The following is a 15,532-nucleotide window of genomic DNA, read 5'->3' on the forward strand; positions in this document are numbered from 1 at the left end:
CAACTCGGTCCCTCAGACTCACTCACCATGCCCAACCAATCCTGCCCCGACTGGGCCGAAGCCCTGCTCAACGGCTTCAGCCAGATTTTCCTCCAGCGCCACCCGCTGTGTGGCCTGCTCTGCCTGCTGGCGATCCTGATCGGCGCCCCGACCCTGCTCGGCGGCGCACTGCTGGGCGGTGTCGCCGGTTTGCTGACCGCCCAACGCCGCGGCTATCCCAAGGCCGAACGCCAAGCTGGCCTTTATAGCTATAACGGTGTGCTACTCGGCTTGCTGATCAGCCAGCATTTCACCTGGTCGGCACTGTTACCGCCGCTGATCCTCGCCTGCGGTGGCCTCAGCGCAATCCTCACCCGCCAATGGCTCAAACGCGCCGCCAACCCTGACGACCTGCCCGCCTACACCACACCGTTTGTGGTGCTCGGCTGGCTATTGCTCGGCGCCGCCCCGCCCACCGCATTCGCCGCCAGCGAACCCGGCACCTGGGCACTGCTCTGCGCACCGTTTAACGGCCTCGCCCAAGTCATTCTGCTTAACCAACCCTTGGCCGGCCTGTTGATCGCCCTCGGCCTGCTGCTCGCCAGCCCCCACGCCGCGTTGTGGGCGCTGGCCGGTGCGAGCCTCGGCGTGCTGGTCGCCCTGCTGATGGACGAACCCGCCAGCGCCCTGCTTGGCCTGCACAGCTATAACCCGGCACTGGCGGCATTGGCCCTCAGCCAGCATCGCCGCCAACCCTGGCTGCCGCTGATCGGTATCCTGCTGGCGATCATCCTCACGCCTGGCTTCACCGGCCTGAACCTGCCCGCGCTGACCGCGCCGTTTATCCTCGCCACCTGGCTGGTGCGCGCCAGCCATCGGGTGATGCACAAAGCCCGCATGGACAGCCCCTTCGAATCCCCCTAGGCTTGCTCGACATTCGATTCAGGCGGGTTTTATGGACAGCAACAACGACTGGCGTCAGCGGCTCTACGTCATGGTATTCCAAAGCGACACCGTCGCCGGGCGGCGCTTCGATGGCATCCTGCTGCTGATCATTCTCGCCAGTTTGGTGATCGTGATGCTCGACAGCATCGACCAGGTGCACCAGAACTACGCTGATGTGCTGGCCTATATCGAGTGGGGCTTCACGCTGATCTTTCTGATCGAGTACGGGTTGCGTCTGTACTGCTCGCCCAAACCCTTGCGTTATGCCTTCAGCTTTTACGGGCTGGTGGACTTGCTGGCCATTGTCCCCGGCATCCTGGCGCTGTATTACAGCGACGCGCAGTACCTGCTGATCATCCGGATCATTCGGATGCTGCGGATTTTCCGTGTGCTCAAGCTCAGCCCGTACCTCAAGCAAGCCAACTACCTGATGGCGGCGCTGCGGGGCAGCAAGCAGAAGATCGTGGTGTTCCTGGTCAGCGTCTGCACCCTGGTCACGGTGTTCGGCACCTTGATGTACGTGATCGAAGGCCCGGAACACGGCTTTACCAGCATTCCCAAAGGCATCTATTGGGCGATCGTGACCCTGACCACCGTGGGGTTTGGCGATATCGTGCCGAAGACCCCGCTGGGCCAAGTGATTTCGTCATTGGTGATGATCACCGGTTACTCGATCATCGCCGTGCCCACCGGGATCTTCACTGCCGAACTGGCCAATGCCATGCGGGGTGACGCGCTGCAAACCGATTGCCCGGTGTGCAAGAAAAACAGCCATGAGCCGAACGCCGCGTTTTGCTCACGCTGTGGTAACGGGCTTTTCAAGAAAGTGGAATAAGCAAAGTTCTTTTTAATCTTTAAGCGACTATGCGCCCCCCGTTATAGTCGCTGGCATATTGCCCCTACATCGTCGACAACCTTCTCGAACAACAAGGAATGAGCAGTGAAAAAACTCGTTAGCGCCTCTCTCCTGGCCGCCGGCCTCGCACTGGCTGGCGTCGTCCAGGCCGCCCCGGTCACTCTGCTCAACGTCTCCTACGACGTGATGCGCGACTTCTACAAAGACTACAACGCCGCCTTCCAGAAGCACTGGGCCGCCGAGCATCCAGACGACAAGCTGACGCTGCAGATGTCTTTCGGTGGCTCGAGCAAACAGGCGCGCTCGGTGATCGACGGCCTGCCGGCAGACGTGATCACCATGAACATGGCCACCGACATCAACGCCCTGGCCGACAACGGCAAGCTGGTGCCGGACAACTGGGTCACCCGCCTGCCGAACAACAGCGCGCCGTTCACCTCGGCCACGGTGTTCATCGTGCGTAAAGGCAACCCGAAAGCCCTGAAAGACTGGCCGGATCTGGTCAAGGACGGCGTACAAGTCATCGTGCCGAACCCGAAAACTTCCGGTAACGGCCGCTACACCTACCTGTCGGCCTGGGGTTATGTGCTGAAGAACGGTGGTGACGAGGAGAAGGCCAAGAAGTTCGTGGGCGACCTGTTCAAACACGCCCCCGTGCTGGACACCGGTGGCCGTGCCGCTACCACCACGTTCATGACCAACCAGATCGGCGACGTACTGGTGACGTTTGAGAACGAAGCAGAAATGATCGCCCGTGAATTTGGCCGTGATCAGTTCGAAGTGATCTACCCAAGCGTCTCCGCCGAGGCTGAGCCGCCGGTGTCGATCGTCGACAAAGTAGTCGAGAAAAAAGGCACCAAAGTGGCTGCCGAGGAATACCTGAAATACCTGTGGTCGCCAGAAGGCCAGGAAATTGCCGCCAACAACTACCTGCGTCCACGTGACCCGAAAGTACTGGCCAAGTACACCGACCGTTTCCCGAAAGTCGACTTCCTGTCGGTCGAGAAGACCTTTGGTGACTGGCGCACCGTGCAGAAGACCCACTTCAATGATGGTGGGGTTTTTGACCAGATCTACTCCGGCCAATAAGCAGTTCTGACTGGAGAAACCTGGTCAAAAATGTGGGAGCGGGCTTGCTCGCGAATGCGGTGGATCAGTCGGTACATCCGGTGACTGTCACACCGCATTCGCGAGCAAGTCGAATCGTCGCACCGCCGCTCCCACATTTGTTTCAGTGTTCAGCGGTTACATCGGCGGTGTCACGCCATCCTTGCCCGCAGAAATCGCCTGGGCCGTCACGCTCCCATCCGCGCCCTTCGCCGCAAACATCACCACTTTCACCCCCGGCTTCAGCAAGCTGCGATCACCCGGCTCCAGGTTGACGATCGGCACATCGTCCGGCACCACGATCTTCTGCTCGCCGCCCTTGTACTTGACGGTCAACGTCCGGCCATTGCTCACCACCAGGTCACCCACGGTGCCGTTGGTCATGCTGCTGCCTTCCTTCAGGTCGAACGCCCGATGCCCGTCGCCCGTACCCGCCATGGCCGGTGGAAACACATGCACTTCCAGCGCCGTCAGGGTGCCATCCGCGTTCGGCATGGCCGCCGAACCGATGTAACTGCCCGGCTTGATGTCTTCGATCTTGGCCAGGGTAACGGCGCGCACCAGGGTGTCTTTGGTCAAGTGAACAGTGACGTCTTCTCCGCTGTTGACCTTGACCTGCATCGCGTCGCCGTCCATCGCGGTAATCGCACCCCGCACGCCGATACGCGGGGCATCCGCGGCCTGGGCAACGCCCACGGTCATCAGCGCGGCCAGACTTGAGGCCAAGAGCATCTTGTTGAATGTCGTCTTCATGGCAGTCGATTTCCTGTTTATGCAGTTGTGACTGAATGTATCATCGACCTTCAGCCCGAAAGTTAACGTTTCAGTCATTAATTCCCGGCATGAGTGTTATCACCACAGACAGGCTACTCGCCCCCAGGCTCAATCATTATTCTCGCTCGCCTCTTTCCTTCGCTTTTATGAGAACGCCATGAACGCCACGCCCCACGCTACAAGCACCATGACCCGAGGCATGGTGATGCTGTTTGCGTTCTGTTGCGGCGCCATCGTCGCCAACATCTACTACGCCCAACCGATCATCGAGCTGATCGCCCCGGACATCGGCCTCACGCCGGCCATGGCCAGCCTGATCGTGTCCCTGACCCAGATCGGCTATGCCCTGGGCCTGTTCTTCCTGGTGCCATTGGGCGACCTGCTGGAAAACCGCCGGCTGATGATCACCACCACCGTGGTGGCCATCGCCAGCCTGCTGGGTGCGGCGTTCACCGAACAGCCGAATCTGTTCCTGCTGGTGTCGCTGCTGATCGGCTTCAGTTCGGTGTCGGTACAAATCCTGATTCCGCTGGCGGCACACCTGGCGCCGGCTGAATCCCGTGGCCGGGTGGTCGGCAGCATCATGGGCGGTTTGCTGCTGGGTATCCTGCTGGCGCGGCCGGTGTCCAGCGTGGTGGCCGACCACTTCGGCTGGCGCGCCATGTTCATGGCCGCCGCGGCCCTGATGGCGTTTATCAGCGTGGTGCTGATGCTGACCATCCCCAAGCGTCAGCCGGATCACGCCGCCAGCTATGGCCAGTTGCTCGGTTCACTGGGCACCCTGTTGCGCCGCCAACCGGTGCTGCGCCAGCGGGCGTTTTACCAAGGCTGCATGTTCGCTACTTTCAGCCTGTTCTGGACCGCCGCCCCGCTGGAACTGTCCCGCAACCACGGCCTGAGCCAGAGCCAGATCGCACTGTTTGCCCTGGTCGGTGCCCTGGGCGCCATCGCCGCCCCCATCGCCGGGCGCCTGGCGGATGCCGGCCACACCCACCGCGCCTCATTGCTGGCGATGCTGTTTGCCGCGCTGAGCTTTCTGCCGGCCTTCGTGCACCCGCTGTACAGCGTGATTGGCCTGGCGGTGACCGGCGTGGTCCTGGACTTCTGCGTGCAGATGAACATGGTCCTCGGCCAACGCGCCATCTACGCCCTCGACGCCAACAGCCGCAGCCGCCTGAACGCGCTGTACATGACCAGCATCTTCATCGGCGGCGCCTTCGGTTCGGCGATTGCCAGCAGCGTGTACGAACACGGCGGCTGGCTGGGGGTGATGCTGGTGGGCAGCGCCTTCCCGCTGGTGGCGTTGCTGCGGTTCCTGAGTGCCTCGCGGCAAGGCGCGGTAGCGACTGCCTAGTTACAACCGCACCAACTTCTCCAAAGCCGCATCGGCCAGAAATGATGAGCGACTTTTCACTTTGTGCTCGCGCACATAACGATCGATACGCTGGATCACGTAGCCGGGCAAGGTCACATTGACCTTCTCGGTCTTGCCCAGATACGGCGAGATGTCGAGCTCCAACATCCCCCAGCCCATGCCGGCGTAATCCTCATTATCGTGATGGGCGGCCACCGACGTTGGCATCGGAATCACCCGGCCTTCTGCCGCGATCTCCTGCAACAGGATGTGCGCCACTTCAACCGCAGCGTTGTAAGCCTCTTCAAAACTGTCCCCGGCAGTCACAGCACCCGGAATATCGGGGATCTGAATACCGGTGGCGACAAAATCATCACCCCATTCGATACAAATTGGGTATTGCATGGAAAATCTCCTTAAACCGTCCTAAAACGAAAACAGCCCGGCACGTTTCCTGATACTTCGCACGGTGCCCATGGGCAGATCCTTCTTGGGACGGGGCACCGGTATCGTGTACGGGTTATAGCGATGGGTGAAAAGATGATGGCTGCCCGTCACCCGATCCAGCACCCAACCTGCCTCTTGCAGCTCTTTGATCAATAGCCTGCTTTGCACCACAGCCTCCTTGCTCCGGCTCGAATAAAGGTAACTCCAGAGTTATCTTTACTCAAGCACAGAATTCATCAGGCTGACTGGCGGCTGTTTTACCGGATGTTGGAAAAACACCGGATCTATTCCTTTAAGGAATAAATTCTATGCCTCCGAATTGACTTCCACGCTTTTCCTAAAGGCCCCATGATTCCCGAAACGCCACGCCACAAGGACACCCGATGGACCGCCTCACTGCCATGGAAACCTTCGTCCACGTCGTCGAGACCGGCTCGTTTTCCGCTGCCGCAAAACGCATGGGAATCGGCCAGCCCGCCGTTTCCAAAGGCATTGCGCAACTGGAAGCCCGGTTGGCGGTCAGCTTGCTGATGCGCTCCACCCGGGGCCTGACGCCGACCGAGGCCGGGCTGGTATTTTTTGAAAAGGCCAAACGCGCGGTCGACGAAGCCAACGGTGCCGAAGACGCCGCCCGGGGCGTCGGCAACGGCCTGTCGGGCACCCTGCGCGTCAGCGCGGGCGTGACCTTTTCCCGCTTGCAAATCATCCCCAACCTGGGCCCGTTCTTGGATAAACACCCTGGCCTGAACGTCGACGTCGTACTCGACGACCGCCTGCTAAATCTGGTGGAAGAAGGCATTGACGTCGCCCTGCGCATCGGCAACCTGAGTGACTCCGGCCTGACCGCCCGCAAGATCGGCCAAAGCCCCAGCCGGATTTTCGGCACGCCGGCCTATTTCGAACGCCATGGCGAACCCCGTTCCCCGACAGACCTCCTGCACCACCAGGCGGTGATCTATAGCTTGAGCGAAAGCACCTGCTGGACCTTCAATCAAGGTGCGCATCAACACCCGGTGGTCGCTCACGGGCGCCTGCGCGTCACGTCCTCCGAAGGCATCCGCGCAGGGGTGCTGTCCCACCAGGGCGTGGCCATGACCGCCGAATGGATGTTCATGCCGGAGATCGCCAGTGGCGAGGTCAAGGCGGTGCTGACCGACTGGGAACTGCCGCCCCGGGACTTGTGGGCCGTATTACCCACAGGCCGTATGGTCAGTGCCAAGGCCCGGGCGTTTATCGAGTTTGTGGAGGGCGTGTTGTGCTGATGACCCAGGACCTTGATAGCCGTGCCCTTGGACTCACACCCAAGGGTCGAAAGGAACTGGCTTGCCGATTTGGCCTTACCGCTCAAGACGGTTTGGCAAGGCGTTGAAACAACTGCAGCAAGGCTGACAACGTCTTCGTGACCATCTCGCTTAGCTGTGAAAGCAGGTCCGGTTTCACATCAATCGACGGCGTCGGCTCCGGAGCCGGTTGCGGCACTACGTTCGGCACTGGCTGCACATTTGGCGTTTGCCCCTGCCACTGCACATCCGCAGGCTTGATCTCGCCAATGCCCTTGACCAGAAAACCGGGAGTGCCACTGCCCTTCAGGTCGATCTCCAGGCTTGAACGCCCCGTCGCAGCATCATGTTTGAGTATCGCCTCGCCCGCCCGGCCACTGAACCGATCAGTAAACACAAGGCCGCTGACGCCCGCCTCTTTCAGAACGCCCGAGACCTCTATTTTGTCGGTGCCACTGGTAAAGTTCTCGATCAGGTCAGGATTCTGCGGCGTGGAATCACTGGCCTTGTCGTAGGTACAAACGTCCGCCCCGCCGCCGCCGCGCAACGTGTCGCCACCCGCGCCACCCTTGAGCCGGCAGCCACCCTGATTAGCGATCAGCAGATCGTTTCCCGAACCGCCTATGGCGTTCTCGACCAAACAGCCCTTGGCGATGGAAACATTGCCCTTCAAACCACCCACATCCGAAAACGACTCGGCGTTCAAATTGATTGTCTGGTTTTGGGAAAACCCGGAAAAATCCAGCGTATCGTCGCCGCCGCCGTCCCATACACAGAAGAGGGGTTTGTCGCTGGCACTCTTGAGGGTCATGGCCTCACGCTCGGTATTGGAATTAAAACCGTAGGTCGTGTCGGTATTACGGGTTTGGCGATTGGCCCCGTAAAGCCGTTGGGCCGCCGCGATATCATCCATCATCGGCGCGGACGGGTTCAGCGCCTGGAAGTTGTGACCGGATTGGTTTTTCTCCGACCAGTAACTCATCACGCTGCGCGCCTTGGTATCTCCGGCATACACTGCGCCACTGTTGTAACTGGAGCCACCACCGTTGTAGTTACCCGGATGTTGAAGGCCGATGGCGTGGCCGATTTCATGCACGGTGGTCACCGAAAAGTGGCTGCCCAGCGCTGGTGAACCACCAGCCCTCTGCGTGCCGATGGTCGCCGATGTACTGGTGGTGGAACGCGTGGGTAATGTGGCGACGCCACCGTCACCGCGGCGGTTGTTTTTGATGTTTACCGTACCGTCCACACCGTTGGCCCGTTCCCTGAAGGTGATGTTTGCAACATCCTGCCAGGACTGCACCGCGTCGCGTACGCGTCGCTGCTGCTGTGGGGTGAAACTCGGATCGACGGTGTAGGACAGGTCAACTTTCTTGTCGCCGTTGCGGTCGTGAAACCGCTGGTTGTTCCGCGTGATCTGCTTTGCGGCCTGATCCGTGGTGTACGTAGGCTTTGTGTTGGCGCCGAAGCCAAGCGAATCAGGCTCAAACGCCGGAAAACTTTGAAGTAAAGGCCTGAGGGAAACCGCGTCAAAAGTATTCATGAGACAGAGCACTCTTCTAATTAATAAACGAGCCGGAACAATCGGCATCAGCTATTAAATTCTCATGCGTAAAAAGCTCGGGACAGCGCTTATTTGGTTCTCACTGAAACACTTTAACGCGGTGAAACACCCATTAATACATTCAATAAATTACTTGCAATTTAAACAATTCAACACACACGTGCACTGCAAGAACCACATTGGTTTATCAGTAAAAAATTAAATACCTACAAAGTGGCGCCCATTTGAATACGCCAAATCGGTATTAACAAAGACACATCCCTTCAAACTTTTTATCCAAATGCCCCTGTGACCAGGACTTCACCGCTTGACATAACTTCCCACGCTAAAGCACACGCCCGTCCCACCCTACCGTCACATGGCGCGGCAACTCCCGCCGATGCTGCAACAACCACGCATCCAGCGTATGCCCCACATGAGTGAGCACACCCAACTGCGCGCCGACCTCATCAATACACTGCAACGCCAGCGTCAGGTCATTGTGATTACGCGGTGCCTGCGGTTGCGGCGGCATGGAGCAGTCGAGCACCAGCACGTCCAGCGGTTCGCGTTGCAGCCATTCGCGAGTAGCGGGTGGCAGGCCGACGGTGTCGGTGAGGTAGGCGATGCGCCGCCCTTCGCCTTCCAGCAGATAACCCAAGGTGGGTTTGGAATGCACCAACGGCAATGCAGTGACGCTCAGCTCACCCAGCCGGCGGGTTTCAAATTCGGCAAATGGTTGGCTGAAATCCAGGATGCCGGGGTGCTTGTACAGGTCGGACAGCCCTTCCGGATCCACCGGCCCATGCACTGGAATCACCAGCCCTTGCCCCCACCGCAAGTGCAGCAGGCCTTGGGCGTGATCGGCGTGGTAGTGGGTCTGGATAATCCCGTTGAAACTGCGCGGCGGGAAGCGTTCGGTGAGGTCGGGCAACCCGCTGTCGATCAACCAGCGCTGGTCGCCGCACTCGATCAGCGCGCTGCATGGGCGACGCCGCAGGCTCTCGTCGCGGCGGGCCAAATCACAGGCCGCGCACTCACAGCCATACACCGGGACTTGCCGCGCGTCGCCGGTGCCCAGCAGGGTCAGGCGCATGCTGGTTGCCCGTCGAGGCAGCCCAGCAGACGCTCGACCGTGTGTTCCAGTTGGCCGGAATTATCGAGCAGGAACACATCTGGAGCAGCGCTCAAACCTTCGGCGAATCGCGCATTGCGTGCGAGCCGCAGATCAATCTCCGCCAGGGATTCGCGGCCCCGTGCCAGCAAACGCTGGCGCAAAACGCCTTGATCCACCGTCAGCAACACCACCAGCAGGTTCGGATAACGCAACCGGGTTTGCGCCAGGTGACCGCGAGAACCGTTGACCAGCACATCATCTCCCGCCGCCAGCCACCCATCGATTTCCCGGGGGATGCCGTAGGACAGGCCGTTGGCGTGCCAACTGAGGGCAAAGGCGCCCTCGGCCTCCATGGCGGCAAACTGCGCCGGGCTCACACCCTGCGCCGCTTCGCCCACCGCTTCCGCCGAGCGGGTGATGACCCGTCGCACAATGCGGCAGCCACGCTCGGCCAAACGCGGGCGTGCGGCATCCAGCAGGCTGTCCTTGCCCGAACCCGATGGTCCGATGAGATAGATCAACCTGCCTGCCATCAAAACACCCTCTTCGCTTGTCGCCAGACTTGTTGGACCACTGGCAGTCCGTCGCGGCTTTTTTTGGCTTGCACCAGGTCGGCCCTCAGGCCCACGGCGATTTCGCCGCGATCCCTCAGGCCCGCCGCTTGTGCGGGCGCCAGGCTGATCATCTTGACCGCCCGGGAAAGGTCGCCGCCGTCCTGTTGATCGGCCAGCACGAACGCCGCCTGCAACAGGCTGGCCGGGTAGTAGTCACTGGAAAGTATATCCAGCAATCCTTCAGCAGCCAGGCCGGCGGCGGCCACATTACCCGAGTGGGACCCGCCACGCACCACGTTCGGCGCACCCATCAAAACTTTCATGTTCAGTTGCTGGCAGCCACGCGCCGCTTCCAGGGTGGTGGGGAATTCAGCGATGGTCATGCCATAGCGCGCCGACTCCTCGACATGCGCCAACGTCGCGTCGTCATGGCTCGCCACCGACAGCCCGCGTTCCAGGCAATGCTCGACGATAGCGGCGCGGTAGCGGTCGCTGTATTCCTTCGAGTTGGCCATTTGCAGCTTGATGAACGCGTCCATGGTCTCGTCGTTCAGGTGGTACTTGCCCATGTAGTACTCACGGTACTTGGATTCGAGCACGAACTGGCGCTGGCCCGGCGAGTGGTCCATCACCGACACCAACTGCACCAGCGGGTTTTCCACCAGGTCACGAAACACGCTCAAGGTGTCGGGGTGGCACAGTTCGCAGCGCAGGTGCAGGCGGTGTTCGGCGCGGGTCAGGCCGGCGCTTTCTGCCGAGGCGATGGCGTTGAGCATCGCTGGTAGCTTCTGCATGCGGTTGCCCTTGGGGTTCACATCGCCGATGGACACCGCGTCGAACACCGTGGTGATGCCGGCCGCGATGATCTGCGCGTCGTGGCTGAGCACCGCCGAAGTCGACGGCCAGTCCACGCCAGGGCGCGGGGTCATGTGTTTTTCCAGGTTGTCGGTGTGCAATTCCACCAGGCCCGGCAGCAGGAAGTCACCGTCCAGGTCCTGGGCTTGGGGCAGTTGGCTGCGGCCTTCGGCGATGTCGACGATCAGCCCGTCGCGCAGCATCACGCTGCCAAGGAACACACGGTCAGTCGTCACCAGCTGGGCATTGCTGAGGATCTGTTCAGCGGGCATGGGCGTATTCCTCTTGGGCAACAGGCGCGGGGGTCATGTCGAAATGGCGGTCGGCAACCGCTTCACGGGCGGCGCGGTCGTGGAAGATGCCGATCAGTGCGGCACCGGCAGCCTTGGCTTCGTTCATCAGCTCCAGCACGACCTGACGGTTGCTGTCGTCGAGGGACGCGGTGGGTTCGTCCAGCAGCATCACTGGCCAATCCACCATGAAGCCGCGGGCGATGTTGACCCGCTGCTGCTCGCCACCGGAGAACGTGCCGGGTGCCAATTGCCAAAGGCGCTGGGGAATGTTCAGGCGGGTCAGCAGATGTTCGGCACGCGACTGTGCATTGGCCTTCGACCAGCCACGGGCCAGGGCCGGCTCCATCACCACATCCAGGCACGCCACGCGCGGAATCACCCGCAGAAACTGGCTGACGTAGCCCAGGGTCTGCTGGCGTACTTGCAGAATGTCCCGAGGCTCGGCGCCTACCAGTTCCAGCCACTCACCGGCATGCCGCACACGAATGCTGCCGCCCGCCGGTAGATAGTTACCGTACAAGGTGCGCAGCAGCGTGCTTTTACCGGCGCCGGACTGGCCGTGCAGCACCAGGCACTCACCGCCTTTCACACTGAATTCCACCCCGCGCAGCACGTTCAGCACCACGCCGTTCTGCTGGTGCAAGGTGAAGGTTTTCGAGAGGTCACGGACCTCGATCAAGGCATTCATCATGGCTGCAATACCGAAGACACCAGCAGTTGAGAGTAAGGGTGCTGTGGATCGTCGAGGATCTGGTCCGTCAGCCCGGTTTCCACCACACGGGAACGGCGCATCACCATCAGGCGGTCCGCCAGCAGGCGCGCCACGGCGAGGTCATGGGTCACGATCACCACCGCCAGATCCAGCTCGCGAACGAGGCCGCGCAGCAGGTCGAGCAAGCGCGCTTGTACCGATACATCCAGGCCGCCAGTGGGTTCGTCCATAAACACAAGGCGCGGGCTGGAGACCAGGTTGCGGGCGATTTGCAGGCGCTGTTGCATGCCGCCGGAGAAGGTCCGGGGCAAGTCATCAATACGCTGCGGGTCGATTTCCACCTGACCGAGCCAGTCGAGGCCGGCGCCGCGCAGTTGCTCATAGTTGCGCACGCCTTGAGCCATCAAGCGCTCGCCGATGTTGGCGCCGGCCGATACGCCCATGCGCAAACCGTCCCGTGGGTTCTGCTCGACAAAACCCCACTCGGTGCGCAGCAAGGTGCGGCGCTCGGCTTCGCTGGCGCTGTACAAATCCAGCCACTCGCCGTCCTTGCCGCGATAGCCGATGTTGCCGGCCTGCGGCGGCAAGCGCCCGCTGAGCAACGAGAGCAAGGTGGATTTACCCGAGCCCGACTCGCCGACAATCCCCAGCACTTCGCCGGGGTACAAATCGAAGCTGACGTCCTGGCAGCCCTTCTCTTCGCCGTATAACAACGACAGGTCACGCACTTGCAAAAGAGGCTGGCTCACTGGTTGTTCTCCTTCACCCGTTGGGCGCAGTACCAGGTGTCGGAACACACAAAACTCTGGGTACCGGCATCGTCGAGAATCAGCTCATCGAGGAACGATTCATGGCTGCCGCAGATCGCGCAGTTGTGTTCCCACTTCTGCACTTCGAACGGATGGTCTTCAAAGTCCAGGCTGGTGACCTGGGTGTACGGCGGCACCGCGTACAAGCGCTTTTCGCGACCGGCACCGAAGAGCATCAGCGCCGGGCTCATGTCGAGTTTCGGATTGTCGAATTTAGGGATCGGCGACGGGTCCATCACGTAGCGTTTATCCACCATCACCGGGTAGGCATAGCTGGTGGCGATATGGCCGAAGGTCGCGATATCCTCGTAGAGTTTGACGTGCATCACCCCGTAATCATTGAGGGCGTGCATGGTGCGGGTCTCGGTTTCCGACGGCTCGATAAAGCGCAGCGGCTCGGGAATCGGCACTTGGTAAACCATGATCTGGTCGGCGTGCAACGGGGTTTCCGGGATGCGGTGACGGGTCTGGATCACCGTGGCGTCCGGGGTGCTTTCGGTGGTGGCGACGCCAGCGGTGCGCGCGAAAAAGCGGCGGATCGAGACGGCGTTGGTGGTGTCGTCGGCGCCCTGGTCAATGACCTTGAGCACATCGTCAGCTCCCAGAATCGCGGCGGTCAGTTGCATGCCGCCGGTGCCCCAACCGTAAGGCAGCGGCATCTCGCGGCCACCGAACGGCACCTGGTAACCGGGGATCGCCACGGCCTTGAGCAAGGCGCGGCGGATCATGCGTTTGGTCTGCTCGTCGAGGTAGGCGAAGTTGTACGCCGGGTCACGCGCAGGTGTTTGGGTCAGGTCATTCATGGCGCGTGCCCTCGGCCGGTTGGCGCAGTTTGCGGATCAGTTCCAGCTCGGACTGGAAGTCCACGTAGTGAGGCAATTTGAGGTGGGAAACGAAGCCCGCCGCCTCGACGTTGTCGCAGTGGGACAGCACGAATTCTTCCTGCTGCGCGGGCGAGACGATCTCTTCGTTGAACTCATTGGCGCGCAACGAGCGGTCCACCAACGCCATGCCCATGGCCTTGCGCTCGGCATGCCCAAAGGCCAAACCGTAGCCCCGGGTGAACTGCGCCAGCTCGGTGGCCGAGCCGACGAACTGGTTGACCATCTCGCACTCGGTGACTTCGATACTGCCCAGGCAGATCGGGAAACCCAGCTCTTCCGGATCGATCCACACCTCGACGTCACCGATGCGAATCTCACCGGCAAACGGGTGGTTGCGGCCGTAACCACGTTGGGTCGAGTAACCCAGCGCCAGCAGGAAACCTTCATCGCCACGGGCCAGGGCTTGCAGGCGCTGAGCGCGGTTGGCCGGGTATTCCAGCGGGTCGCGGGTGATGTCGGCGACGCTGCCGGTGTCGTCGGATTCGTTCTTGATCAGGCCTTCTTTAGCCAACAAACCCAGGACTCTCGGGCATGCTTCCAGGGTCGCCTCCGCTGTGGTTTGCGGGCCTGGGTATTCACCTTCTGCCAGCAGCGCGAAGTCCAACAGACGGTGGGTGTAATCGAAAGTCGGGCCCAGCAGTTGCCCGCCCGGCACGTCCTTGAAGGTGGCCGACAACCGCCGGCTCAGTGACATCTGCGCGGTATCGATCGGCAGGCTCGGGCTGAAGCGCGGCAACGTGGTGCGGTAAGCCCGCAACAGGAAGATCGCTTCCACCAGATCCCCCGCCGCTTGCTTGATCGCCAGCGCGGCCAGCTCTGTGTCGTACAGCGAGCCTTCGCTCATCACTCGCGCCACCGCCAAAGGCAGTTGCTCGCGGATCTGCTCCACGCTCAGTTCCGGAATGGAGGTATCGCCCCGGCGTTTTTTCGCCAGCAGACGGTGGGCATTGTCGATGGCCTGTTCGCCACCCTTGACGGCTACGTACATCAGGCATGCTCCTGTGCAATTCGGGTGCTGCGTGGCAGGCCGATCAGGTGATGGCCAGCGGCGAACAACACATCCAGGCCACGGGGAAACGTCTCGCGGCGTTGACGTTCGAGCCAGAATGCTTGGGGCACCGGCAGGTTGACCTGACGCTGGGTCTTGATCCCCGGGCCGCGCCAGTTCAAGGCGCGACCGGCTTCCAGGTCGGTCAACTGGACCAGCAAGGTGCAGGACTGATCGGGGTAGCGGTCATTGCCGTGGTCGAAGCCGCTGAGGTCGAGCAAGTCCTGTTCACCGAGCAAGGCGAACGCGGCCTCTTCCCGGTTGGTGGTCAGCGGGCAGCCGCAGTGGAACGCCAGGTTGGCGCGAATCAGCGGCGTGTCGAAGCACGGTGCCAGCCACAGCGGGGTGTCCATATCCAGCAGCGCGAGGCACAGCGCGTAGGTGGCCGGCGCCAGGCCTTCAAGGCTTGGGGCGGCGGGTAAGGACTGGATCAGGCCGGGCTCGGCGAGAGCCTTGAGGGCGCCGCGAAAACCGCGCTGGGCATCCAGCACCGGGTCTACAAAGGCCGGTTGCAAGAGTTGGGCATTCATCAGTTTTCTCCTCGAACCAGGGTGAAGAACTCGACCTTGGTGGCGGCGGTGTCGGCCTCTTTTTGCGCCCGGCGTTCGGCCTGGGCGTTGGCCAGTGAGCCGATCAGATCGCTGAGCCAGGGGCTCGGGTGTGCCCCCTGCAAATGCGCATCCGCCAGGGCCGCCAGTTCGGCATGGACCTTGTCGCGCCCGGCCAGGTAGCTGTAGCCGGTGCGCCCGTCAGCCAGGCGCACCACGCAGCGGGTCACGCTCATTTCACCAACGTTGAACGGCGCGCCGTTGCCGCCCATGCGGCCGCGTACCAGGGTCATGCCGATTTCCGGGGCGCGGATCAGTTGGTAATCCACGTCGCGCAGGGCGTCTTCATGGGGCAGCAATTCACTGCGAAAGGCGCGGGCGAGCACGCCGATCCAGTGTTGACGCGGGGACAGGTTCATCGGGGTCT

General features: G+C 61.4%; 18 protein-coding genes and 1 pseudogene. 6 read left to right on the forward strand and 13 right to left on the reverse strand.

Going from position 1 to position 15,532, the window contains the following annotated elements; all coding sequences use genetic code 11:
- Window positions 1-27 precede the first annotated feature (27 nt).
- From SNL23_RS05950 to SNL23_RS05960, 3 genes are all read left to right on the forward strand, one after another.
- Window positions 28-903, forward strand: coding sequence for an urea transporter (locus tag SNL23_RS05950; RefSeq protein ID WP_318301848.1), 876 nt, complete (start codon window positions 28-30; stop codon window positions 901-903).
- 31 nt (window positions 904-934) lie between these two features.
- The gene (locus SNL23_RS05955) at window positions 935-1,759 is read left to right on the forward strand and encodes an ion transporter (RefSeq protein WP_076015198.1); all 825 of its coding nucleotides are present in this window, start codon (window positions 935-937) and stop codon (window positions 1,757-1,759) included.
- A 105-nt stretch (window positions 1,760-1,864) separates the two neighbouring features.
- Window positions 1,865-2,869, forward strand: a complete 1,005-nt coding sequence (locus tag SNL23_RS05960) for a sulfate ABC transporter substrate-binding protein (RefSeq protein WP_076015197.1) — start codon at window positions 1,865-1,867, stop codon at window positions 2,867-2,869.
- Between the two features lie 156 nt (window positions 2,870-3,025).
- On the opposite strand, the gene SNL23_RS05965 is transcribed toward SNL23_RS05960, so the two are convergent.
- A complete protein-coding gene (locus SNL23_RS05965) occupies window positions 3,026-3,640 on the reverse strand; it encodes a DUF5666 domain-containing protein (protein WP_318301832.1) in 615 nt (204 codons plus the stop codon).
- A gap of 178 nt (window positions 3,641-3,818) precedes the next feature.
- Here SNL23_RS05965 and SNL23_RS05970 point away from each other — a divergent pair, with 178 nt between their 5' ends.
- A complete protein-coding gene (locus SNL23_RS05970; RefSeq protein ID WP_318301833.1) occupies window positions 3,819-5,015 on the forward strand; it encodes an MFS transporter in 1,197 nt (398 codons plus the stop codon).
- Here SNL23_RS05970 and SNL23_RS05975 read toward each other — a convergent pair whose 3' ends face one another.
- Window positions 5,016-5,420, reverse strand: coding sequence for a type II toxin-antitoxin system HicB family antitoxin (locus SNL23_RS05975; protein ID WP_318301834.1), 405 nt, complete (start codon window positions 5,418-5,420; stop codon window positions 5,016-5,018).
- Between the two features lie 21 nt (window positions 5,421-5,441).
- Window positions 5,442-5,630: a type II toxin-antitoxin system HicA family toxin gene (locus SNL23_RS05980; RefSeq protein WP_318301835.1), complete on the reverse strand. Its 189-nt coding sequence runs from the start codon at window positions 5,628-5,630 to the stop codon at window positions 5,442-5,444.
- 215 nt (window positions 5,631-5,845) lie between these two features.
- Here SNL23_RS05980 and SNL23_RS05985 point away from each other — a divergent pair, with 215 nt between their 5' ends.
- Window positions 5,846-6,724: a LysR family transcriptional regulator gene (locus SNL23_RS05985; RefSeq protein WP_167663626.1), complete on the forward strand. Its 879-nt coding sequence runs from the start codon at window positions 5,846-5,848 to the stop codon at window positions 6,722-6,724.
- A pseudogene (locus tag SNL23_RS05990) lies at window positions 6,724-6,831 on the forward strand (transcriptional regulator); the annotation flags it as partial. The gene SNL23_RS05985 and the pseudogene SNL23_RS05990, both read left to right, overlap by 1 nt.
- Here the strand turns inward: SNL23_RS05990 and SNL23_RS05995 are convergent.
- The 10 genes from SNL23_RS05995 to phnG form a co-directional block, all read right to left on the reverse strand.
- Window positions 6,807-8,285 (reverse strand): M10 family metallopeptidase C-terminal domain-containing protein, encoded by a 1,479-nt coding sequence (locus SNL23_RS05995; protein ID WP_318301836.1) that lies wholly within the window; start codon window positions 8,283-8,285, stop codon window positions 6,807-6,809. The pseudogene SNL23_RS05990 and the gene SNL23_RS05995 overlap by 25 nt on opposite strands.
- Before the next feature lie 346 nt (window positions 8,286-8,631).
- Window positions 8,632-9,381, reverse strand: coding sequence for a phosphonate metabolism protein PhnP (gene phnP / locus SNL23_RS06000; protein WP_318301837.1), 750 nt, complete (start codon window positions 9,379-9,381; stop codon window positions 8,632-8,634).
- Window positions 9,372-9,935: a phosphonate metabolism protein/1,5-bisphosphokinase (PRPP-forming) PhnN gene (gene phnN, locus SNL23_RS06005; RefSeq protein ID WP_076015190.1), complete on the reverse strand. Its 564-nt coding sequence runs from the start codon at window positions 9,933-9,935 to the stop codon at window positions 9,372-9,374. The genes phnP and phnN overlap by 10 nt, the downstream gene beginning before the upstream one ends.
- Complete coding sequence (locus tag SNL23_RS06010) at window positions 9,935-11,083, reverse strand: alpha-D-ribose 1-methylphosphonate 5-triphosphate diphosphatase (RefSeq protein ID WP_318301838.1); 1,149 nt, start codon at window positions 11,081-11,083, stop codon at window positions 9,935-9,937. The genes phnN and SNL23_RS06010 overlap by 1 nt, the downstream gene beginning before the upstream one ends.
- Window positions 11,073-11,792, reverse strand: a complete 720-nt coding sequence (gene phnL / locus SNL23_RS06015) for a phosphonate C-P lyase system protein PhnL (protein ID WP_076015188.1) — start codon at window positions 11,790-11,792, stop codon at window positions 11,073-11,075. Before phnL ends, SNL23_RS06010 begins: the two co-directional genes overlap by 11 nt.
- Complete coding sequence (phnK, locus tag SNL23_RS06020; protein WP_143503585.1) at window positions 11,792-12,601, reverse strand: phosphonate C-P lyase system protein PhnK; 810 nt, start codon at window positions 12,599-12,601, stop codon at window positions 11,792-11,794. Before phnK ends, phnL begins: the two co-directional genes overlap by 1 nt.
- Entirely contained in the window at window positions 12,562-13,428 is an 867-nt protein-coding gene (locus tag SNL23_RS06025) for an alpha-D-ribose 1-methylphosphonate 5-phosphate C-P-lyase PhnJ (RefSeq protein WP_167663629.1), read from the reverse strand. The genes phnK and SNL23_RS06025 overlap by 40 nt, the downstream gene beginning before the upstream one ends.
- Window positions 13,421-14,497 (reverse strand): carbon-phosphorus lyase complex subunit PhnI, encoded by a 1,077-nt coding sequence (locus SNL23_RS06030; RefSeq protein WP_167663630.1) that lies wholly within the window; start codon window positions 14,495-14,497, stop codon window positions 13,421-13,423. Before SNL23_RS06030 ends, SNL23_RS06025 begins: the two co-directional genes overlap by 8 nt.
- Window positions 14,497-15,087 carry a phosphonate C-P lyase system protein PhnH gene (phnH, locus tag SNL23_RS06035; protein WP_318301839.1) on the reverse strand — a complete coding sequence of 197 codons (591 nt, stop codon included), beginning with the start codon at window positions 15,085-15,087 and terminating at the stop codon, window positions 14,497-14,499. The genes SNL23_RS06030 and phnH overlap by 1 nt, the downstream gene beginning before the upstream one ends.
- A complete protein-coding gene (phnG, locus tag SNL23_RS06040) occupies window positions 15,087-15,524 on the reverse strand; it encodes a phosphonate C-P lyase system protein PhnG (protein ID WP_318301840.1) in 438 nt (145 codons plus the stop codon). Before phnG ends, phnH begins: the two co-directional genes overlap by 1 nt.
- Between the last annotated feature and the right edge of the window lie 8 nt (window positions 15,525-15,532).

It is taken from the genome of Pseudomonas sp. SED1 (genome assembly GCF_034044025.1).
In the GTDB taxonomy this organism is placed as follows: domain Bacteria; phylum Pseudomonadota; class Gammaproteobacteria; order Pseudomonadales; family Pseudomonadaceae; genus Aquipseudomonas.